The following is a 20,638-nucleotide window of genomic DNA, read 5'->3' on the forward strand; positions in this document are numbered from 1 at the left end:
GGTGTCAGCGGCCGACGGCCACGCTCATCTGGGCCCAGACCACCCGTCCGCCGTCCACGCCCGGCCTGTCCCCCCACGCGTCGGCCAGGGCGCGGACCAGCGCCAGTCCGCGTCCGCACTCATCCTCCAGACCGGCCTCCCGCGGCGTGGGGACGGCCGGTCCGCCGCCCTGGTCGGCGACCTCGACATAGAGCATGCGCCGCTCATGGGCGCGCAGCACACAGAGGATCTGCTCGCTTCCGGTGTGCACCAGGGCGTTGGTGAACAGCTCGGACATCACCAGCTCGGCGGCGTCGCAGAGATCCTCGTGGAAGCCCCACTCCGGTACGCGCGAGCGGACCCGGTGCCGGGCGATGGCGACCGACGCGCCTCTGGCGGGCAGCTGGAACCTCTCCTGGCGGAGGGCGGAGTCAACGCTCCCGGGGCTCGGGTGGTGGGCCATCGTCGAGCGCTGACGCAATGCCACGGCCATGTGCCTTCCGTCCGTCTACCTGTGGGGCGTGAATGCCGTACGTGAATGCCGCAAGTGCGCGACACAGCAGTCACGTTGGACCGGTCACACCCGTCACTATCGTTGCTGCGAGCATCAGTTGGCAAGGCGCGATCTGCAAAATGCAGAATAGCCAGCGCACTCTGTTGCCCTCACCTCGCACGTGGCACACTGATTCCTGACAAGACCGTCCCAGGAGGTACGACGTGGGTGAAGCGCGATCTGCCCCGACCGTCGGGCAGATGGTCCTCGGCATGCGGCTGCGGGACCTTCGCGAGAAAGCCGGCGTCAACTACGACCAGGCTGCCAGGGCGCTGCACGTCAACCAGACCACGGTGCGCAGGATGGAGAAGGCCGAAGTCGGCCTGAAACTGCCCTACGTCGAGAAGCTGCTGCAAACCTATGGCGCCGACCAGGAAGAGATCGACTCCTTCCTCGCACTCGCCGAGGAGGCCAACAGGCCCGGCTGGTGGCACCGGTTCCGTGATGTGCTGCCGGACTGGTTCAGTCTCTATGTGAGCCTCGAGGGCGCGGCCAGCCGCATCCGCGCCTACGAGCCGCATTTCGTCCCCGGGCTGCTTCAGACCGAGGACTACGCCCGCACGCTCCTCTCCATCGGTTTCCCGCACGGGTCCGACCGGGAGCTCGAGCGCCGGGTGGCCCTGCGGATGGAGCGCCAGGAGCTGCTCCACCGCCCGAACGGACCACATCTGTGGGTCGTGATGGACGAGACGGTGCTCCGTCTGGCCATCGGCGGCCCCGAGGTGATGCGCGCCCAGGTGGACCACCTGATCGAGGCCGCGCAAAGACCGAACGTCACCCTTCAGGTGGTGCCGTTCTCCGCCGGCCCGCACCCGGGCATGGGCGGCCCCTTCCAGCTCTTCCGGTTCCAGATCCCGGAACTGCCGGACATCGTCTATGCCGAGGGCCTGACCGGCGCCGGCTATCTCGACCAACGTTCCGATGTGGTCGCGTATCTGGAGGCCCTGGACCGCATGGGCACCCAGGCCACACCGGCGCGGCGCACGGAGAGCTTTCTCCGTGGGATTCGCAAGGAGCTCTGACTGTGGATCAGGTAGATGTGTACAACGGCATGCCGGCCAAACAGCTGGCGATCGAAGGCTGGGCCAAGCCCTGGAGCGGCCCCAACGGCGGTGCCTGTGTGGAGGCCCTGCGGCTGAAGGACGGGCGGGTCGCCCTGCGTCAGTCGACCGATCCGGACGGCCCTGCCCTGATCTACACCCACCATGAAATCGAGAGGTTCATCCAGGGCGCCAAGGCCGGCGCCGCGGACTTCCTGCTCACACGCCCAGAAAACCTGACCACCTCTGCGGGTTCCGCACCGGAACGGAGGGCCGCGTGACCGACTACGGGCTCGCCCCTGACCAGATCGACACCACCAAGCCGCACCCGGCTCGGATGTACGACTTCTACCTCAACGGCAAGGACCACTACGAGGTCGACGCGGAGGCCGCAGGGCGGGTGCTGGATGTCTATCCGACCGTCCGGCTCAACGCGACCGTCAACCGGGGCTTCATCCACCGCGCCACCCGCTGGCTGGCCCGGGAGGCCGGGGTCCGGCAGTTCCTCGACATCGGCACCGGGATACCCACCGAGCCCAACCTCCACCAGGTCGCCCAGGGCGTCATCCCGGAGGCCCGGGTGGTCTACACCGACTACGACCCCATCGTGCTGGCCTACGCCCAGGCGCTGCTCATCGGCACCCCCGAGGGCCGTACGGCCTATGTGCAGTCGGATGTGCGCGACCCCGAGCGGATCATGAGCGCCCCCGAGCTGCACGAGACGCTGGACCTGACCCAGCCGGTGGCGATCTCGGTGAACGCGCTCTTCCACTTCATTCCGGAAGAGGACAAGCCGTACGAGATCGTCCGCAAGCTGATGGAGCCTCTGGTCCCGGGCAGCTATCTGATGCTGACCCACTCCACCCATGACTTCTCGGAGGAGACCTGGCGGAACGTCATCCAGGTCTACAAGGAGAGCGGAATCTCCTTCACCACCCGCTCCCAGAGCGAGGTCGGGGCGTTCTTCGACGGTCTGGAGCTGATCGACCCGGGTGTGTCGGAGCCCCACCAGTGGAAGCCGGACCCCGGTGACCGCCCGGAGACCACCCGCAGCGCGGACATCAACATGTGGGCGGGAGTGGCCCGGAAGTCCTAGGGGCCCAAGCCCCGGGACCGGGCCTCACGGCCCGGTGCCGATCGCCCCGGTGCCGTCGCCGACCGTGAAGCCCAGTATCGCGCCCCCGCCCGGACGCGGCCGGGCGAAGACGGTGCCGCCGTGCGCGAGGGCGACCTCGCGCACGATGGCCAGACCCAGCCCGGAACCGGGCAGGCTGCGTGCCCCGGGCGCGCGGTAGAAGCGGTCGAAGACCCGCTCGCGGTCCTCCGCGGCGATGCCCGGACCCCGGTCCAGCACCTCCACCCGGCGGCCGCTGATCATCACCTCGACGGGCTCGGTGCCGTCCTGGTCGAACTTGGCGGCGTTCTCCACCAGATTGGAGATCGCGCGCTGAAGGGTGGCCGGGTGGCCCGTCAGACGGGTGTCGCCGCTGGCCCGTACGGTGATCTCGCGGCCGGTCCGGCGCCGGGCGAGGGTCACGGCGGTGGTGGCCACCTCCTCCAGCGAGACCTCCGTACGGGGTTCGTCGTCCCGCTGCCCGGCCGCCAAGTCCACCAGTTCGTTGACGAGGTCGGTCAGCTCCCGGGTCTCCCCCGCCAGATCGGCCAGCAGATCCTCCCGCGCGGGCCCCGGCAGATCCTCGAAGCGGCGCAGCAGGGAGATATTGGTGCGCAGCGAGGTGAGTGGGGTGCGCAGCTCATGCCCGGCGTCCTGGACCAGCCGCCGCTGGTCGTCCTTGGAGCGCGCGAGCTGTCCGAGCATGCCGTCGAAGGCCCGTCCGAGGCGGCCCACCTCGTCGTCCCCTGCGACCGGCACCGCCACCTCCATCCGGCCGGTCGCGGCCACGCTCTCGGCGACCCGGGTCAGCCGCACCAGCCGCCGGGTGATCCGCCCGGCCAGCCACCAGCCGGCCAGCCCGGCCGCGAGGATGACGGCGACCACGAAGAGCGCGGTGCGCTGCTGGAGTTCTTGCAGCAGATCCTCGGTGTCGCTGATCTGCTGGGCCACCTGGACCGCACCGGTGCCGTCGCCCACGGCCACCGTGGCCATGCGGTACTGCTCCCCGCCGATGTCGATCTCGCGCCGTACGACGGTGCCGGCCGTGCGGGCGGCGGCGGTCGTCCGGTCCTCGTCGGTCACCGGCAGCGGGGGCTTGCCCGCGTCGTAGACCGTGCCCCGGCCGTTGATCACCTGGACGTCCATCCGGCTGATCCGGCGCAGATCGTCCCGCAGGTCGTACGGGACGGGCCCGGTGGACTCGGTGGGGTACTGCCGCAGGACCACCTTGTCGCCGCGGACCTGGCCGCGCAGATCGTGGATGACGTCGTCGAACGCCGACTGCTGGTCCACCCGCACCAGCCCGGCCGCCGCGTCATAGCTGAGACCGCCGACCAGGAGGGTGACCACGGTGGCGGCCGCCGAGAACGAGAGCGCGAAGGTGGTCCGCAGACTGGGCCGCCTGCGGCGGAGCCGTGGGAGCCGCACCATCACTCCTCCCGCAGGGTGTAACCGACCCCGCGCACCGTATGGATCAGCGGGGTGCGCCCCTCCGGATCGACCTTGCGGCGCAGATAGCCGATGTAGACGGCGAGGTTCTTCGAACCCGGGCCGAAGTCGTAGCCCCAGATGCGGGCGTAGATCGTGGCGTGGTCCAGGACGATGCCCGCGTTACGCGCCAGCAGCTCCAGCAGGTCGAATTCGGTACGGGTCAGCTCCAGCTCCGTACCGCCGCGCCAGACCCGGCGCGCCGAGGAGTCAAGGCGCAGGTCCGAGACCTCCAGCACCCCGTCGATGGCGGTGTCCTCCGGCGCGGCCGGTTCGGCGGGGGCGGCCCGGCGCAGCAGCGCGCGCAGCCGGGCGAAGACCTCCTCGACCTCGAAGGGCTTGGCCACATAGTCGTCCGCGCCGGCGTCAAGACCCTCGATCCGGTCGGCGGTCCCGACCCGCGCGGTGAGCATGAGGATGGGGGTGCGGTCCCCCTCGGCGCGCAGCACCCGGCACACCTGGAGCCCGTCCACGCCCGGCATCATCACATCCAGGACCACCACGTCCGGGCGCTCGCGGTGGATGGCCGCCAGCGCCTCGATCCCGTCGGGCACGCCGGTGACGCGGTACCCCTCCAGGGTCAGGGCGCGTTCCAGCGCCTGGCGGATGGCACGGTCGTCCTCGGCGAGCAGCACGGTGTTGGTCACACCCCGAGTCTGCCAAGGCCACAGCGGTGCCCGTCGCGGGCGGGGGTCCCGAGCGGGGCTTCTTACCCCGCTCTCACCTTCTTCACGCGACGGGCTTACCGGACCTCGGCAAGGTGTCCGCTATGTTCCGGGGGGAACTCGCCCCGGGAATGCAACCGGCCGGAGAAAATACCGCATGAAGATCGCATTCCTGCTGCACAACGCCTACGGGATCGGCGGAACGATCCGGACGACGATGAACCTCGCGACGGCGCTCGCCGACCGTCACGAGGTCGAGATCGTCTCGATGATGCGGCACCGCGAGACGCCGCGTTTCGCCCTCGACGCCCGGGTGCGGCTGGTCCCCCTGGTGGACACGCGTCCAAACGGCGCGGACGCGAAGGACCCGCTGTTCTTCGAGGCCAGCCGGGACTTCCCGGCCGCCGAGAAACGGCACCACCAGTACAACCGCCTGATCGACACACGGGCCGCGGAGTATCTGCGCGACTGCCCCGCCGATGTGATCGTCGGCACTCGGCCGGGGGTGAACGTCTACATATCCCGCTTCGCCCCCCGCCGTGCCCTGCGCATCGCCCAGGAGCATCTGCGGTACGAGGCGCACAGCAAGAAGCTGCGGGCGGAGCTGGCCCCGTTCTACCGGTCGCTGGACGCCGTGGTCACCACGACTGAGGCGGACGCCGCGGTCTACCGCGCGAAGATGCCGATGCCGGGGGTGCGGACCCTGGCGATACCCAACAGCGTCCCCGAGCCGGCCGTCGCCCCCTCCGAGGGCACCGCGCCGGTGATCGCGGCGGCCGGGCGGCTGGTCCGCGGCAAACGCTTCGACCTGCTGATCGACGCCTTCGCGGAGGTCGCGGAGAAGTACCCGGACTGGCGGCTGCGGATCTACGGCGGGGGCGCGGAGAAGGAGCGGCTCGCGGAGCACATCGAGCGGCTGGGGCTGTCCGGGAGCGCGGAGCTGATGGGGTCCTACTCCCCCATCGAGGCGGAGTTCGCGAAGGCGTCGCTGGTCGCGGTCGCCTCGGACGCCGAGTCGTTCGGGATGACGATCGTGGAGGCCATGCGCTGCGGGGTGCCGGTGGTGAGCACCGACTGCCCGCTGGGCCCCGCCGAGATCATCCGGGACGGGGTCACCGGGCGGCTCGTCCCGACCGGGGACAAGCACGCGCTGGCGAGCGCCCTGATGGAGCTGATGGCCGACGCCCCGGCCCGGCGGGCGATGGGCGCGGCCGCGCTGGAGGGCTCCCGGGTCTATGACCCCGCGCCGATCGCCCGGCGCTACGACCAGCTCTTCGAGGAGCTGCGCGCGAGCCGGTTCGCCCGCGGCTGGGAGCGCTACCGGACCGCCGCCCGCGCCCGCTGGCGGCGCCTGGCCCGCCGCTTCGGCATCGCCCCCGGCCGCCGCCGCACCCCGGCGGCGGGCGAGAAGGCGAGCGCGTAACCCCGGGCGGGGCCGCGTATCCGGCACCGCGCGGGTGGACGGCGCCCCGGCCGAGCGGGGCGCCTGCCAGGACGCCGGGGAGTACCCGGATGTCGGGGCGTACGCGGTTGTCGGGGCGTACGCGGATGTCGGGGCGCACCCGGATGTCCCGGTTTACCAGGACGTCCCAGCCCACCAGGACGTCCCGGCTTACCAGGACGTCGGGGCGTAGTCCTTCAGGAAGCAGCCGAAGAGGTCCTCGCCCGCCTCGCCCCGGACGATCGGGTCGTAGACCCGCGCCGCGCCGTCCACCAGGTCGAGCGGGGCGTGGAAGCCCTCGGCCGCCAGCCGTATCTTCTCCGGATGCGGGCGCTCGTCGGTGATCCATCCGGTGTCGACGCTCGTCATCAGGATGGAGTCGGCCTCGAACATCTCCCGTGCGCTGGTGCGGGTCAGCATGTTCAGCGCGGCCTTGGCCATATTGGTGTGCGGATGGCCCGCGCCCTTGTAGCCCCGGCCGAACTTGCCCTCCATCGCGGAGACGTTGACCACGTACTTGCGCCGGGCGGGCGAGGCGGCCATCGCCGGGCGCAACCGGCTGACCAGGATGAACGGCGCCGTCTCATTGCACAGCTGGACCTCCAGCAGCTCGACCGGGTCCACCTCGTCAACCCGCTGCACCCAGGTGTTGGTCGGGTCCAGGTCCGGCACCAGCCCGCCCGCGTCGATCGCGGTCCCGGCCTCGATCCGGGCCGGTGAGGCGGAGCCGCTGGTGAGGGCGAGGGCGGTGAGGTCCTGCGGGGTGAGGGCGCCGTCCCGTGCCGCGCGGGGGCCCGGCAGGGCCGCCTGGGCGCCGCTGCCGAAGGCACCGAGGACCAGGGACTCGGGGAGCTCCCCGGCGGGCGGCGGCGCCGACTCGCCCGCTATCAGCTCCGCGTACGCCTGGGGTGTGCGGCGGACGGTCTGGGCGGCGTTGTTGATCAGTATGTCCAGCGGGCCCGCGGCGCTCACCTCGTCGGTCAGCGCGATGACCTGGGCGGGGTCACGCAGATCGATACCGACGACCTTGAGCCGGTGCAGCCACTCCGCGCTGTCCGGCATGGCCTTGAAGCGGCGGACGGCGTCGCCGGGGAAGCGGGTGGTGACGGTGGTGTGCGCGCCGTCGCGCAGCAGCCGCAGCGCGATATACATCCCGATCTTCGCGCGGCCGCCGGTGAGCAGGGCGCGACGCCCGGTGAGATCGGTACGGGCGTCGCGGCGGGCCCGGTTCTCGGCGGCGCAGTCGCGGCACAGCTGGTGATAGAAGGCGTCGACCTCGACATACCGGGTCTTGCAGACGTAGCAGGAGCGGGGGCGCGCCAGGATGCCCGCGATCTCGGTGGTGACGGAGCTGCTGAGCGCGAGGCCCAGCGTCTCGTCGTCGATCCGGTCCGCGGCGCCGGTGGCGGTGGCCTCGGTCACGGCCTTGTCGTTGGCGGTCTTCGCGGCCCGCCGCTCCTGGCGCCTGCGCTGCTTCACACTGCGGTAGATCCCGGAGGTGGCCCGGCGGACGGTGATCGCGTCGGGGTGGTCGACCGGCAGCCGGTCGAGTTCCGCCAGCACGCTCAGACAGGTCGCCAGCCGCTCCGGGTCGATGCCCGGCCCCTCGGCCGTCGCCCGCTCGGCCCGGCCTTCGTCAGTCACCGTCATCGCCGCTGCCGCTTTCTGGTTCGTCTGTTCCCCTGGACAACGGCGAAACTGTACGGAAGCGGGGGCGTATGCGCCAAACCGTGGCCGGCGTCACCCTCCTCCGGGCTTGCGGTACGCATAGCCGCCGGTCGGCGCCGGGGTGGCCGCTGCGGCCGGGTGTCCGGTGTCCGTCAGCGCGCGGATCACCCCGTGGTCGGGGGAGAGCGCACAGGCCGGGTCGGTACGGGCGGCGTCGCCGGTCAGGGCGTACGCCTGGCAGCGGCAGCCGCCGAAGTCCTCCGCGCGGCGGGAGCAGGTGCGGCACGGCTCCCGCATCCACCCCTCGCCCCGGTAGCGGTTGAAGGCGCCCGAGTGGTCCCAGATCCACTCCAGGGAGTGGTCACGGACATTGGGCGGGTCCAGGTCGGGCAGGCTCGCGGCGGCGGGGCAGGGCAGCGCGGTACCGTCGGGCGCGACGGTCAGCGAGACCGCGCCCCAGCCGCCCATACAGGGCTTGGCGACCCCGTCGAAGTAGTCGGGCACGACCCACACCAGGTCGGTGGCCCCGCCCAGCCGGTCCCGCCAGCGCTGGACCGTCTCCCGCGCCCGGCCGAGCTGGTCGCGGGTGGGCAGCAGGGCGTCCCGGTTGCGCAGCGCCCAGCCGTAGAACTGGGTGTTGGCCAGCTCGATCCGGTCGGCGCCCCAGTCCACGCCACGCTGGATGAGGGCGTCGAGCGCGTCGAGGTTGTCGCGGTGCAGGACCACATTGAGGCCGAGCGGCAGTCCGGCCGCGCGCACCAGGGCGGCGGCCCGCTCCTTGGCGGCGAAGGCGCGGTGCCCGGCGATCCGGTCGGCGGCGGCCGGGTCGGCGTGCTGCACGGACAGCTGGACGCTGCGCAGCCCGGCGGCGGCCAGCGCGGCCAGCCGGGCGTCGTCCAGGCCCACTCCGCTGGTGACGAGCTGGGTGTAGATCCCGGCGGACTCGGCGGCGGTGACGATCTCGGCCAGATCGCCGCGCAACAGCGGCTCCCCGCCGGAGAGATGGGTGTGCACCACGCCGAACTCCCCGGCCTGGCGCATCACCTCCGCCCACTCGGCGGTGGACAGCTCACGGGAGCGGCGGACCAGCTCCAGCGGGTTGGAGCAGTAGGGGCAGTGCAGCGGGCAGCCGTGGGTGAGCTCGGCGAGCAGAGCCCAGGGGCGGGGCGCGGCGGTCATCGGATCCAGCCCTCCCCGCGCATCCGGCCGAGGAAGGCGCGCACGTCGTCGGCCACGGGCGCGCCGGGGAAGCGGCTTTCGAGCTCCGCCACGATGGTGTCGAGGTCGCGGTCGCCGTCGCACAGCCGCAGGATCCGCGCGGCGCTGCCGCGCAGCACCACCACCCGCTCGGGCAGCACCAGCAGATCGGCGTCGCGCACCCGGTCGTGGCGCAGGCTCACCGCGGGGGCCAGCGCGGGCCGCCATCCGGCCGGGGCGGGCGGGGTGCCGGCGGCGGTCATGTCCCCTCCCCGGGGCCGTCCTTGGTGTCGGCGTGGTCCACCGCGTCCAGCAGGGACCACAGCACATCGCATTTGAAGGCGAGCGCCGCCACCGCGCGGTCCTCGTCCTCGGGGGTGCGTGCCCAGGTCAGGACGGCGTCGAGGGCCTCGGTGCTGTCCCGGCGCCCCTGGTCGACCCGGTTGCGGAAGTAGGTCAGGCCCTCGCGCTCGATCCATGGGTAGTACCGCTCGAAGGCGTCGATACGGGTGAGCATGATGCCGGGCGCGGACAGTTCGGTGAGCGAGGCGGCGACGGCTTCCAGGGGGCCGCGCAGCCGGCAGAAGTTGACGTAGCCGTCGACGGCGAGCCGCACCCCGGGCACCACCTCCTCGGCCGACAGCAGCCGGTCCCGGTGCAGACCGGCGGCCTCGCCGAGCCGCAGCCACCGCTCGATACCGCCCTCGCCTTCGGTGGTGCCGTCGTGGTCCTGGATGCGCCGCAGCCACATCCGGCGCAGCCGTGGGGTGTCGAATTTGGCGGTGATCAGGGCGTCCTTGACGGGGATGTGGCGCTGGTAGTGGAAGCGGTTGAGGATCCAGCGGCGCAGCTCGGCGGGGGTGAGCTCACCCGCGTGCATCCGTACGTTGAAGGGGTGGCGGTCGTGGTAGCGCTCCTGCGCGACCGCGCGCAGCCGCTCCTCCAGACGTGTGCGTGGGGTGCTCACAGGTCGATCACCATCCCGTCGGCGGCCACCTCGACGCCCAGCTTCCGCAGCTCCGTGTGGTGCGGCGCGGCCGGGTCGTTGAGGGGATTGGTGTTGTTGAGGTGGGTGTACAGCGTGCGTCCTTCGAGCGCGGCGAGCCGCCGTGCCGTGCCGTCCGGTCCGTCGATCGGCAGATGCCCCATGGCAGTGGCGGTGCGCGAGCCGAAGCCGCTGCTGAGGGGCTCGTCGTCGGACCAGAAGGTGCCGTCGACGATGACGTGGTCGGCGCTCTCCGCGGCGCGCTGGAACGTGTCGGACCAGGCGGCGAGCGCGGGGGCGTAGAGGAGGGAGCGGCCGGTGGTGCGGTCGGTCAGCCGCAGCGCGACCACCCAGCCGCCGTCGTCCGGGGCGTCGAGTCCGGCCGCGTAGCGGGGGCGTTTGGCGGAGACGGGGACGGCGCCGATGACGAGGGGCGAGTCCTCGGCGAGCGGCCGGTCCTCGGGGCCGAGGGGGCGCCAGTCCAGCCGGGCGTAGGGGGTGAGGACCTCGCCCAGGTGGAGTCCGGTCAGCAGGGCGTGCCGCACCGGGGCGGTGGCCACGATCTCGATGCCGTCCGCCTCGCGCAGCCGGGCGATGCCGAGGGTGTGGTCGAGTTCGGCGTCGGTGAGGATCACCCCGGCCAGCGGGGTGCGGCGCGGTTCGGGCCCGGGGTGCAGTTCGGGGTGGTCCTCGACCTGGTCGCCGAGGTCGGGGGTGGCGTTGACGAGGTACCAGCGGCCTTCGGCGGCCTGGACGGCGAGCGAGGCGTGGCGGCGGCGCCACCCGGGGTGGGCGCGTGCCCCGGAGCATCCGGGGCACGCGCAGTTCCACTGGGGTACGCCGCCACCCGCCGCGGTGCCGAGCACGCGCACGCGCATGGCGGGGGGGCTCAGCGGGCGTTCAGCGAGTAGGCGGTGACCTCCAGCGCGGTCTCCACGACCACGTAGTCGGGGGTCTGCCAGGCGGTCTGCCCGGCGTCGGTGCGGCTGCGGTCCGTCGCCTCGGGCGCGGTGCGCGGGGTGGTGTCGTTCATGGTTTCGACCTGCCTTCCATCTGGTGGGAAATCGGTCCACAGGACGGAACGGACGGGCCGTCAGCGATCTCGGTCCATGAGGGCTCTCCTTCTTCGGGCTGTGAAGGCCGAGGGAGGGGATGCGCATGGTGTTCCGTCTGTTGCAGGGTCACCAGCCGTCGGGACGTGGTCAAGAAGCGTGCACCAAAAAGGTCATCCGACCTCTGATGGTTCGACAGCCCTGAGGGCGTGAAATCGACCACGTGGCCGACTTCTTGGCCCGTACCAATGCTTGACGCCCCGAGAGACACCTCCTACCTTCCGCGATGCACCGGCCCCCTGCTGTCGAATCTGTTGACGCGTTAGTAAGCCTTCCTTACAGTTCCCCGCATGTGAACGGGGATCAGACAGGAGAACGGGATGAAGAGGTACCGGAACACCGCCGCCGCGGCGGCCGCCACCGCGCTCGCCGCCGGCCTGCTGATCGGGACGGCCGGAACGGGAACCGCCGCCCCCGGCCGGGCCGATTCGGCTCCCTCGGACATCAAGACCGTCTCGTCCGGCTGGACCGTCCCCTGGGGGCTGAGCTGGCTGCCCGACGGCTCGGCCCTGTTGACAGAGCGGGACTCATTCAAGGTCTACAAGCTCACCCAGTCGGGCACCAGGACAGAGGTGGGCACGGTGCCCGATGTGGTGACCACCGACGGTGAGGGCGGGCTGCTGGGCATCGCGGTCTCCCCGAACTGGAACAGCGACCACACCATCTATCTGATGCACACCGCCTCCGAGGGCAACCGGATCGCCCGGATGACCTACGACGGCTCCTCGCTCGGCGGCTACCAGACCCTCGTCACCGGCATCAAGAAGAACAAGTACCACAACGGCGGACGCCTCAAGTTCGGCCCGGACGGCTATCTCTACGCCACCACCGGCGAGGCGCAGACACCCGATCTCTCCCAGGACAAGAACTCCCTCAACGGGAAGATCCTGCGCATGACCACGGACGGCAAGCCCGCCCCGGGCAATCCGTTCGGCACGCTCGTCTACTCCTACGGCCACCGCAATCCGCAGGGCATCACCTGGGACCCGCAGGGCCGGCTGTGGGAGGCCGAGTTCGGCGACAGCAAGTACGACGAGCTCAACCTCATCGAGGCGGGCAAGAACTACGGCTGGCCGATCTGCGAGGGCGAGTGCTCCACCGCCGGGATGACCGGCCCCAAGCGCCAGTGGCCGACCGGCGACGCCTCGCCCAGCGGGGTCACCTACGCCGACGGCGCGATGTACCTGGCGGCGCTGCGCGGTGAGCGGCTGTGGCGGATCCCGGTGGACGGGACGAACGCGGGCACCCCGAAGGCGTACTACACCAGCTCCTACGGGCGGCTGCGCACCGTGGAGACCGTGCCGGGCAAGAACACGCTGTGGCTGTCCACGACGAACGCCGACAGCAACGGCGGGGAGCCGGACGGCGCGGACAAGGTGTTCCAGGTCGAGTTGAAGTAGCCCCGTCGCGGATGAGTGATGCGTACGGTCGCGGTCCGCCGGGCCGCGACCGTACGCCCGTGTCAGTGCGCGAGCCGCTCGTTCATCAGCAGGAAGGCGCCCAGACCGTGGAGGTCGTTCGTATTGCGCGCGCGGCCGAGGTAGTAGGCCAGATCCCCGACGTTGGTGCCCTCGCTGATATCGGTGATGTTCGTCAGCCCGTCGGAGCCGACCGACACCTTCCGCAGCACGCCCTCATAGCCCCTTCGCGCCGCCTCGGCGTAGCCGTCACCGCTGATCCAGCCGTGCTCCAGGGCCGCGTGCAGCATCAGGGTGTACATGCTGGAGGCCGAGGTCTCGGTCCAGTTGCCGGGCTCGCTCGCCTTGTCGACCACCTGGAACCAGCGGCCGGTGGCCGGGTCCTGGTAGCGTGCGAAGCCCTTCGCCAGGTGCCGTACGTTGTCGATCAGTTCGGTGCGGCGCGGATGGTCGGCGGGGAGCAGTTCCAGCACCTCGACATGGGTCATCGCGGTCCAGCCGATGGCCCGGGCCCAGAAGTGGGCGGAGGTGCCGGTGGTGGGGTCGGGTTTCCACGGGGCGTCGCCGTCGGCGTCATAGCCGTGGTAGATCAGCCCGTTGGCCGCCTTGAGGTGGCGGAAGTACACCGAGAGGTTCCTGGTGACCTCCTCGTACGCGTACTCCTGGTCGCCGTAGGCGATGCCATAGCGCAGCAGGAAGGGCTGGGCCATGAAGACCCCGTCGCCCCACAGTTCGTTGGTCCTGCCGGTGGCGTGCCACATCCCGCCGTCGGCGGTGCGCGGATAGGTGGTGATCCGGGCCCGGATCTGGCCGGCGGCGGTCCGGTAGCGGGGGTCGCCGGTCTCCTGGTGGAGGATCAGCAGCAGATTGCCGGCCTGCATCGCGTCGAGGTTGTCGAAGGTCCGGCTCATATGGCCGTCGGCGTCGACGAAGTTGTCCACCCAGCGCTTGATGTACGCCAGGTACGACGGCTCATCGACCCGCTGGTGGACGCGGTAGGTGCCGAGCAGGAACAGCCCCTGGATGTAGCCCCAGCCGCCGAGGGACGCGGGGTCCGGGCGGCGGGCGATGGTGGAGTCCACCACCGCCCGCGACCAGTCGGCGGGCGCCGCGCCGGCGCCCGCCGTCGGGAGGAGAAGACCACCGGTGAGGCCCAGTGTGCTCGCGAACAGCGTTCTGCGACTGATCATTCAGTCCTCCTTGGGTGTCAGGACGCCTTAGAGACGCCATGTACACGTCAAGAATATCGGCACACACTCCGTACCGGAACAAAAGCGGAGGAAAGGCGAGGATGAGCCGGGCCCGTCAAGGCCGAATCCCGCCAAGGTAAGGTAAGCCTGACCTTACCCATTGGAGTTGCTCATGGGCCCCCTTCGTCTGTTCCCCCTGCTCTCGGCCGTCCTCGCCGCGACCGTCCTCACCGGTTGCGGATCCTCGGATCCCGCGTCGTCATCGGCGTCTTCGGGGTCTTCGGGGTCTGCGGCGGCCTCGAAGGCTCCGGGGTCCTCCGCGGCGGACGGTGACTTCCCGCGCACCGTCGCCCATGAGCAGGGCAGTACGCCGCTGAAGGCCGCGCCGAAGCGCATCGCCGCGATCAGCACCGGACAGCTCGACGATCTGCTCACCCTCGGCGTGGTACCGGTGGCCACCACCCGTGCCGACTACGCCGGACTCGTCCCCGGCTATCTGCGCACGGCCTTCCCCCGGCAGGCCGAGGCGCTCGGCTCGATGACGGACATCGGCACCCGCACCTCCCCCAACCTGGAGAAGCTGGCCGCCGCCAAGCCCGATCTGATCCTGGTCAACAGCACCCAGGGCGCCCTCTACCCCAGCCTGGCGGCCATCGCCCCGACCGTGGTCACCAAGGGCCGCGGGGTGAACTGGAAGAAGGACCTGCTGACCGTCGCCGACGCGGTGGGCAGGCGCGAGCGGGCCCGCACCCTGCTCACCCGCTTCGAGAAGGACGCCGCCGACCAGGACGAGAAGCTGGGCGGCGAGCACACGGCGCTGTCGATGGTGCGCTTCAACCCCGACCGGGTCCGGATGTTCGGGAAGAAGTCCTTCACCGGCACCATCGCCGACGACATGGGACTCGGCCGCCCCGAGTCCCAGCGCTTCGACGACATCTCACAGGACCTCAGCGGTGAGCGGATCCCGCAGATGGACGGCGACTGGATCTTCTACTCCGTCCAGGGTCGCCCCGGGAAGACCGACGCCACCACCTATCTGTCCAATCCGCTGTGGAAGAAGCTGGGCGCGGTCCGCGGCGGGCACATCGTCAAGGTCGACGACGACCCCTGGTACCTCAACGCCGGGCCCACCGCCGCCCGGGTCGTACTGCGCGACATCACCGGGCACCTCGGGCGCTGACACCGGGCGCCCCAGACGCTGACACCGGGCGACACCGGGCGACACCGGCGCCGACGGCGGGCGTCCCGGGCGCTGACCGCGGGCACCTCAGGTGGCCGAAACCGAACCCCTCCACGGCCGGGCCGGCCCCTCGACGCCCCGGCCGCCCGTGTCAACCTCCGACCGGCATAAGCCACCGTCACACCCCGTATGCGATCGGGACAATGCGTCACCACAAGTCCGTCCTCAGGCAATAGTCTCGGCGTACAAGCCGTGGCTGAGGAGGCACCCATGGGGACCGGGGATCGCGAGCAGGCGTACGCACGGGCGCGGCAGGAGGCCGAGCGGCTCACCGCGAACGGAATCCAGGGCATCGCGCTGACCTGGGTGGACAACGCGGGTCTGACCCGGGTGAAGTCCGTGCCCACCGCGCGGCTGCCCCAGGCCGCGCGGCGCGGGGTCGGGATGTCCCCCGTCTTCGACGTCTATCTCGTGGACGACTCCATGACCACCAGCCGCCATGTCGGCGGCCCCGACGGGGATCTGCGGCTCCTCCCCGACCTGGAGCGGCTCACCCCACTGGCCGCACAGCCCGGCTGGGCCTGGGCCCCGGTCGACCGGTACGACCAGGAGGGCCGGGCGCACCCCGTCTGCCAGCGGCTGTTCGCCCGGCGGATGGCCGAGCGGGCACGGGAGCGGGGGCTGACCGTGCGCATGGGGTTCGAGACCGAATGGGTCGTCACCACGGGCGACCCGGACCAGGACCCGCCGCGCTACCCCACCACCGGCCCCGCCTACGGCATGGCGCGCCTGGTCGACCTCGCCGACTATCTCGCCGATCTGCTCGGCGCGCTGGACGCACAGCACACCGAGGTGCACCAGCTCCATCCGGAGTACTCCCCCGGCCAGTTCGAGGTGTCCCTGGCGCCCACCGATCCGGTGGCCGCCGCCGACCTCGCCGTGCTGGTGCGGGAGACGATCCGGGCGTGCTCCGGGCGCGCCGGGCTCAACCCGGTGTTCGGCCCGGTGGTGGACCCGGGCGGGGTCGGCAACGGCGCCCATCTCCATCTGAGCCTGTGGCAGGGGGACCGCAATCTGTGCCGGGACGGCGACGGACCGCACGCCATGACCGCGACGGCCGAGGCGTTCCTCGCCGGGGTGCTGCGCGAACTGCCCGCCCTGCTCGCCATCGGCGCCCCCTCCCCCGCGAGCTACCTCCGGCTCGAACCCTCCCGCTGGGCCGGGGCGTACCAGTGCTGGGGCCTGGAGAACCGCGAGGCCGCGGTGCGCTTCATCACCGGCGCACCGGACGACCCGGGGGCCGCCAACGCCGAGATCAAGTCCTTCGACCCGGCGGCCAACCCCTATCTGGTGGCGGGCGCGGTCATCGCCGCGGGCCTCGGCGGGCTGGACGCCGGGCTCTCCCTGCCGCCGCCCGTCTCCGGGGACCCCGCGGTCGAGGGGCGCGAGCGGCGGCTGCCCACTTCGCTGCTGACGGCGCTCGAGCACTTCGAGGACTCGACGGTGCTGCGCGAGGCGCTGGGCGATCCGCTCTTCGAGTCCATCGCCGCGGTGCGCCGGGCGGAGGCCGCCCTGTTCGAGAAGTCGTCCCCGCGTGAGATCGCCATCGCGACCCGGAGGCGGTACTGACCGATGGAGGCCGCCGAGCAGACGGATCCGACCGAGCCGCCGCTGCCGCTCCTGCCACCACTGGTGGACCACCACTGCCATGGGGTGGTCCGCTCCGAGCTGGGCTCGGCGGCGTTCGAGGCGTTCCTGACCGAATCCGACGCGCCCGCCGCGCTCGGCACCACCTTCTTCGACAGCCAGCTGGGGTTCGCGGTGCGCCGCTGGTGTCCACCCCTGCTGGGCCTCGAACCCCACTGCCCGCCCGCCCACTACCTCGCCCGGCGGCGCGAACTGGGGGCGCGGGAGGTGGCCAGGCGGCTGCTGAGCGCCACCGGGATCAGCGAGTTCCTGGTGGACACCGGGCTGCCGGGCAATCTGACCACCCCGCAGGAGCTGGCCCTCGCGGCGGGCGGCACCGCCCATGAGATCGTCCGGCTGGAGCAGTTGGCCGAGCGGATCGCCGACACCTCGCTGACCGCCGACGACTTCCTGACCGGGGTGGCGGACGGGATCCGGGAGGCGGCCCGTACGGCGGCCGGGTTCAAATCGGTGGCCGCCTACCGCTACGGACTGGACTTCGAACCCGATCCGCCGGGCCCCGGCGCCGTCCACACCGCCGCCGAGCGCTGGCTCGCCCGGCGCGGCCAGGGCGGCACCGCCGCCGCCCGGGTCACCGACCCCGTACTGCTGCGCCATCTGCTGTGGTCGGCGGCGTACACCGGGCTGCCGCTCCAGCTGCACACCGGCTTCGGCGACCCCGATCTGCGGCTGGACCGCTGCGATCCGCTCGCCCTCACCGACTTCGTCCGGGCCGTGCGCCCCACGGGCTGCACCCTGATCCTGCTGCACGGCTATCCGTACCACCGCGGCGCCGCCTATCTGGCCGCCGTCTTCCCGCATGTGTACGCCGATGTGGGGTTGGCCCTGTCACACACCGGGGCACGGGCCGGGGCCGTGCTCGCGGAGATGCTGGAGCTGGCCCCGTTCGGCAAGGTGCTCTTCTCGACCGACGCCTACGGTCTGCCCGAACTGTATGTGGTGGGGGCGCGGCTCTTCCGGGAGGCGCTGACCGGGCTGCTGACCCACTGGGTGACGGAGGGCGCCTGGTCGCGCCGCGACGCCCGCCGGGTGGCGGCGCTGCTGGGCGCGGACAACGCCCGCCGCGTCTACGGCCTGGGCACCCCGGCCCCCCGCGCGGGGTAGCCGCCCGCGGTTCCCACCGCACCGGAACGGCCCGCCCCGCCCGTGGCCCGGACGGCGACGGGCCGCCGCCCCGCGCGGGTACGGGGCCGGAGTGCGCGTCGCCGCGGCCGGGGTTCGTGCCGGATGAGGTGGCTGTCGCCGCCCGAGCCCGTTGGCACGGCGGCGTTTCCGGTCATGTGGCCAGGTCCAGCCATTCCCCGACGGCCAGCACATGTGCGCGCCGTCCGGCGTGCGTGCGGAACTCCTTCTCCGGGTCGGAGACCTCGACATAGCCCGCGATCTTGTCCGGCTGCTCCGCCTCGTAGTGCATCGGCACCGCGTACCGGGCGTCGAGGATCTCCGCGGCCGCGGCGGCCTGCCGCGGGTCCAACGCGGCGGGCAGCGGGCTCGGCGGCTGAAGGTGCGGTGCGTCGACCACCGCGCCGTTGGCGGGCAGGAACACCGCGTCGAACGGGCTGAACCGGCGCGCGATGAGCCACCAGTAACCGTGGAACATCGTGTCGCCGCCGTGGAAGACCCGCTGCCCGTCGGCCTGCACCACCCAGTTCAGCTGCGGGTCGCCGAGCCCGTCGACGGAGGGCACCGCGGTGACGCGGAACGGCCCGAATTCGCGGGTGGACCAGGCATCCACGACCTCGGCGGCCAGCCGGTGCAGGGCCAGTTCGCGCTCGGCCGGCAGCGTCGTCACATTGTCCACGTCGTCGCCGTGGCCGGGTGCCGGTCGCAGCACCGGCGCCCCCGGCGTCAGCGCGTCCGCGAGCGCGGACGCGTCGGTGTGGTCCCGGTGCAGGTGGGTGACCAGTGCGGCGGTGGCCTTCCCGCTCGGCTCCGCCAGCCCCTCACCGGGCTTCCACCCCGTGAACAGCGGTGAGAGGTCCCGTACGTAGTCGACCACCAGTCGCCTGCCGCCCGCCTCGATCTCCACTCCGGCCCAGCCCAGTCGTCGCACCCGCATCTCGCACTCCTTCGTCCCGGTGATTGGCATGCGAAATTTAGCGTACGCACGTTCGCTAAATCAATAGCGAACGCGCGTACGCTATCCTTGCCGGATGTCACCACGACGCTCAGCGGCCGAAGCGCAGGCCACCAGGGGCCGGATCCTCGGCCGCGCCGCCGAGATCGCCTCCGAAGAAGGGCTGGACGGCATCACCATCGGCCGGCTCGCCGAGGAACTGGAGATGAGCAAGTCCGGGGTGCACAAGCACTTCGGCACCAAGGAGACACTCCAGATCTCCACGCTGGACAAGGCGTTCGTGGACTTCTGGCACCGGGTGGTCGAGCCCACCCTGACCGAGCCGCCGGGTCTGCGGCGGCTGCGCGCGGTGTGCGCCAACTCCGTGGGCTACCTGGAAGCACCACTGCTGCCCGGCGGCTGCCTGATGACCGCGGCGCTCACCGAATACGACGGCCGCCCAGGCCGGGTCCGCGACGCGGTGGCCGAGGTGTGGTCGCGCTGGCGGGAACAGCTGCGGGCGGACCTGACCGCCGCGGTGGACAACGGCGAGCTGCCCGCCGGGTTCGACATCGACCAGGCGCTGTTCGAGATCATCGCCGCCGGTCTGGCGCTGAACGCGGCCATGCAGCTCCAGCACGACCGGGCCGCCGCGGGCCGGGCCCGCCGCGCGATCGAACGGGCCCTGGCCCAGTCCTGACTCGACCCACCCCGGCCCGGCAGCCGACGGGCAGCCGACGCGCGCGTCGGAGACGGCCGCCGACGCGCGACACGGGGCGGCCGATGCCGGACACGGGTGACGTCCGGGCCGAGGCGCCGCGCGCGCCGGTGGCGGACCGGGGTCCATGCCCGGCGCGGAGTGCGTCCGCAGTACCGTGCCCGGAACGTACTCGACCGTAACCGGAGGAGATCGCATGCGGATCGGCGGCACAACCGTCCTGCTCACCGGGGCCACCGGCGGCATCGGGCGGACACTGGCCCGCGCGCTCGCGGCCAAGGGCGCCAAGCTGCTGCTCACCGGGCGCCGCGAGGAGGTGCTGCGCCCGCTGGCGGACCAGCTGGGCGGCCAGGCGATCGTCGCCGATCTGGCCGAACGGTCCGATGTGGAACGCCTCGTCGAGGAGGCGTCGGACGCCCGGATCCTCATCGCCAACGCCGCACTGCCCTCCAGCGGCCCGGTCCTGGACTACCGGCCCGAGGAGCTGGACCGCGCCCTCGATGTCAATCTGCGCGCCCCGATGCTGCTGTCCCGGCTGATGGCGCCGCACATGGTGGAGTCGGGGTCCGGCCATCTGGTGATGATCGGCTCGCTGTCGGGCCGTACGGCCTCCCCCGGCGCCGCGCTCTACAACGCGGCGAAGTTCGGGCTGCGCGGTTTCGCCCTCGGACTGCGGCAGGACCTGTATGGCACGGGGGTGGGGGTCTCGCTGGTGCAGCCCGGATTCGTGGGCGACGCCGGGATGTTCGCCGACGCGGGCACATCCCTCCCCACCGGGGTCCGGACGATCTCCAGCCGGCGGGTGGCCGCCGCCACCATCCGGGCCATCGAGCGGAACCGGGCCGAGGTCAACGTGGCCCCGCTGGAGCTGCGGCTGGGCAGCGCCATCGGCGGGCTGTTCCCGGCCCTCGCCGAGCGGGCCCAGCGGAGTGCGGGCGCCGGCGAGGCGTCCCGTCAGCTCGCCGAGGGGCAGCGCGACAAGCGCTGAATCCACCGCCCTGTGCGCGGGCGGTGCCGATGTCCCGGCACGGACGGCGGTCCGGTTGGTCTCGGCGACCACCCGTCCGCGCCAGGGACATTGACACCGCCCGGTCCCCATGCCAAATTTTTCGCGACCCTGGCCGGAC

At 71.9% G+C, this 20,638-nt stretch carries 21 protein-coding genes; 10 read left to right on the forward strand and 11 right to left on the reverse strand.

Going from position 1 to position 20,638, the window contains the following annotated elements; genetic code table 11:
• Positions 1 to 4: 4 nt before the first annotated feature.
• Positions 5 to 472: an ATP-binding protein gene (locus NQU54_RS02200; protein WP_069860415.1), complete on the reverse strand. Its 468-nt coding sequence runs from the start codon at positions 470 to 472 to the stop codon at positions 5 to 7.
• Between the two features lie 224 nt (positions 473 to 696).
• Between NQU54_RS02200 and NQU54_RS02205 the strand changes: the two genes are divergently transcribed.
• The 3 genes from NQU54_RS02205 to NQU54_RS02215 are packed head-to-tail and all read left to right on the forward strand — an operon-like array spanning position 697 to position 2,668.
• Positions 697 to 1,554: a Sco1979 family transcriptional regulator gene (locus tag NQU54_RS02205; RefSeq protein WP_069860414.1), complete on the forward strand. Its 858-nt coding sequence runs from the start codon at positions 697 to 699 to the stop codon at positions 1,552 to 1,554.
• Positions 1,555 to 1,583: 29 nt separating this feature from the next.
• Positions 1,584 to 1,853 carry a DUF397 domain-containing protein gene (locus NQU54_RS02210; protein WP_202544203.1) on the forward strand — a complete coding sequence of 90 codons (270 nt, stop codon included), beginning with the start codon at positions 1,584 to 1,586 and terminating at the stop codon, positions 1,851 to 1,853.
• Positions 1,850 to 2,668, forward strand: a complete 819-nt coding sequence (locus NQU54_RS02215) for an SAM-dependent methyltransferase (protein WP_257629482.1) — start codon at positions 1,850 to 1,852, stop codon at positions 2,666 to 2,668. The genes NQU54_RS02210 and NQU54_RS02215 overlap by 4 nt, the downstream gene beginning before the upstream one ends.
• A 24-nt stretch (positions 2,669 to 2,692) precedes the next feature.
• Here NQU54_RS02215 and NQU54_RS02220 read toward each other — a convergent pair whose 3' ends face one another.
• Positions 2,693 to 4,117, reverse strand: a complete 1,425-nt coding sequence (locus tag NQU54_RS02220; protein ID WP_257629483.1) for a sensor histidine kinase — start codon at positions 4,115 to 4,117, stop codon at positions 2,693 to 2,695.
• On the reverse strand, positions 4,117 to 4,821 hold the full coding sequence (locus tag NQU54_RS02225; RefSeq protein ID WP_257629484.1) for a response regulator transcription factor: 705 nt from the start codon (positions 4,819 to 4,821) through the stop codon (positions 4,117 to 4,119). Before NQU54_RS02225 ends, NQU54_RS02220 begins: the two co-directional genes overlap by 1 nt.
• Positions 4,822 to 4,996: 175 nt before the next feature.
• Here NQU54_RS02225 and NQU54_RS02230 point away from each other — a divergent pair, with 175 nt between their 5' ends.
• Positions 4,997 to 6,262, forward strand: a complete 1,266-nt coding sequence (locus NQU54_RS02230; RefSeq protein WP_257629485.1) for a glycosyltransferase family 4 protein — start codon at positions 4,997 to 4,999, stop codon at positions 6,260 to 6,262.
• 189 nt (positions 6,263 to 6,451) lie between these two features.
• Here NQU54_RS02230 and NQU54_RS02235 read toward each other — a convergent pair whose 3' ends face one another.
• The 6 genes from NQU54_RS02235 to pqqA form a co-directional block, all read right to left on the reverse strand.
• Complete coding sequence (locus NQU54_RS02235) at positions 6,452 to 7,930, reverse strand: SDR family NAD(P)-dependent oxidoreductase (RefSeq protein WP_257629486.1); 1,479 nt, start codon at positions 7,928 to 7,930, stop codon at positions 6,452 to 6,454.
• A 90-nt stretch (positions 7,931 to 8,020) separates the two neighbouring features.
• Positions 8,021 to 9,127: a pyrroloquinoline quinone biosynthesis protein PqqE gene (gene pqqE, locus NQU54_RS02240; protein WP_257629487.1), complete on the reverse strand. Its 1,107-nt coding sequence runs from the start codon at positions 9,125 to 9,127 to the stop codon at positions 8,021 to 8,023.
• Complete coding sequence (pqqD, locus tag NQU54_RS02245) at positions 9,124 to 9,408, reverse strand: pyrroloquinoline quinone biosynthesis peptide chaperone PqqD (RefSeq protein ID WP_257629488.1); 285 nt, start codon at positions 9,406 to 9,408, stop codon at positions 9,124 to 9,126. The genes pqqE and pqqD overlap by 4 nt, the downstream gene beginning before the upstream one ends.
• On the reverse strand, positions 9,405 to 10,112 hold the full coding sequence (pqqC, locus tag NQU54_RS02250) for a pyrroloquinoline-quinone synthase PqqC (RefSeq protein ID WP_102936580.1): 708 nt from the start codon (positions 10,110 to 10,112) through the stop codon (positions 9,405 to 9,407). The genes pqqD and pqqC overlap by 4 nt, the downstream gene beginning before the upstream one ends.
• The gene (gene pqqB / locus NQU54_RS02255; RefSeq protein WP_147967173.1) at positions 10,109 to 11,008 is read right to left on the reverse strand and encodes a pyrroloquinoline quinone biosynthesis protein PqqB; all 900 of its coding nucleotides are present in this window, start codon (positions 11,006 to 11,008) and stop codon (positions 10,109 to 10,111) included. The genes pqqC and pqqB overlap by 4 nt, the downstream gene beginning before the upstream one ends.
• A gap of 11 nt (positions 11,009 to 11,019) precedes the next feature.
• A complete protein-coding gene (gene pqqA / locus NQU54_RS02260) occupies positions 11,020 to 11,163 on the reverse strand; it encodes a pyrroloquinoline quinone precursor peptide PqqA (protein WP_257629489.1) in 144 nt (47 codons plus the stop codon).
• Positions 11,164 to 11,562: 399 nt separating this feature from the next.
• On the opposite strand from pqqA, the gene NQU54_RS02265 reads away from it, so the two are divergent.
• Positions 11,563 to 12,642 carry a PQQ-dependent sugar dehydrogenase gene (locus NQU54_RS02265; protein ID WP_257629490.1) on the forward strand — a complete coding sequence of 360 codons (1,080 nt, stop codon included), beginning with the start codon at positions 11,563 to 11,565 and terminating at the stop codon, positions 12,640 to 12,642.
• A 62-nt stretch (positions 12,643 to 12,704) separates the two neighbouring features.
• Here NQU54_RS02265 and NQU54_RS02270 read toward each other — a convergent pair whose 3' ends face one another.
• Positions 12,705 to 13,850, reverse strand: a complete 1,146-nt coding sequence (locus tag NQU54_RS02270; RefSeq protein ID WP_257629491.1) for a glycoside hydrolase family 88/105 protein — start codon at positions 13,848 to 13,850, stop codon at positions 12,705 to 12,707.
• A gap of 172 nt (positions 13,851 to 14,022) precedes the next feature.
• Between NQU54_RS02270 and NQU54_RS02275 the strand changes: the two genes are divergently transcribed.
• The 3 genes from NQU54_RS02275 to NQU54_RS02285 all read left to right on the forward strand — a co-directional run bounded on the left by NQU54_RS02275 (position 14,023) and on the right by NQU54_RS02285 (position 17,841).
• Positions 14,023 to 15,030, forward strand: a complete 1,008-nt coding sequence (locus tag NQU54_RS02275; protein WP_257629492.1) for an ABC transporter substrate-binding protein — start codon at positions 14,023 to 14,025, stop codon at positions 15,028 to 15,030.
• A 270-nt stretch (positions 15,031 to 15,300) separates the two neighbouring features.
• Positions 15,301 to 16,659 carry a type I glutamate--ammonia ligase gene (locus NQU54_RS02280; RefSeq protein ID WP_257629493.1) on the forward strand — a complete coding sequence of 453 codons (1,359 nt, stop codon included), beginning with the start codon at positions 15,301 to 15,303 and terminating at the stop codon, positions 16,657 to 16,659.
• Positions 16,660 to 16,662: 3 nt separating this feature from the next.
• Positions 16,663 to 17,841 (forward strand): amidohydrolase family protein, encoded by a 1,179-nt coding sequence (locus NQU54_RS02285; RefSeq protein WP_257629494.1) that lies wholly within the window; start codon positions 16,663 to 16,665, stop codon positions 17,839 to 17,841.
• A 172-nt stretch (positions 17,842 to 18,013) separates the two neighbouring features.
• Here NQU54_RS02285 and NQU54_RS02290 read toward each other — a convergent pair whose 3' ends face one another.
• Positions 18,014 to 18,796 (reverse strand): MBL fold metallo-hydrolase, encoded by a 783-nt coding sequence (locus tag NQU54_RS02290; RefSeq protein WP_257629495.1) that lies wholly within the window; start codon positions 18,794 to 18,796, stop codon positions 18,014 to 18,016.
• Positions 18,797 to 18,890: 94 nt separating this feature from the next.
• Between NQU54_RS02290 and NQU54_RS02295 the strand changes: the two genes are divergently transcribed.
• On the forward strand, positions 18,891 to 19,493 hold the full coding sequence (locus NQU54_RS02295) for a TetR/AcrR family transcriptional regulator (RefSeq protein ID WP_257629496.1): 603 nt from the start codon (positions 18,891 to 18,893) through the stop codon (positions 19,491 to 19,493).
• Positions 19,494 to 19,707: 214 nt separating this feature from the next.
• A complete protein-coding gene (locus NQU54_RS02300; RefSeq protein WP_257629497.1) occupies positions 19,708 to 20,499 on the forward strand; it encodes an SDR family NAD(P)-dependent oxidoreductase in 792 nt (263 codons plus the stop codon).
• The last annotated feature ends 139 nt before the right edge of the window (positions 20,500 to 20,638 follow it).

Origin of the sequence: Streptomyces malaysiensis subsp. samsunensis (genome assembly GCF_024519315.1) — a bacterium.
GTDB lineage: Bacteria > Actinomycetota > Actinomycetes > Streptomycetales > Streptomycetaceae > Streptomyces > Streptomyces malaysiensis.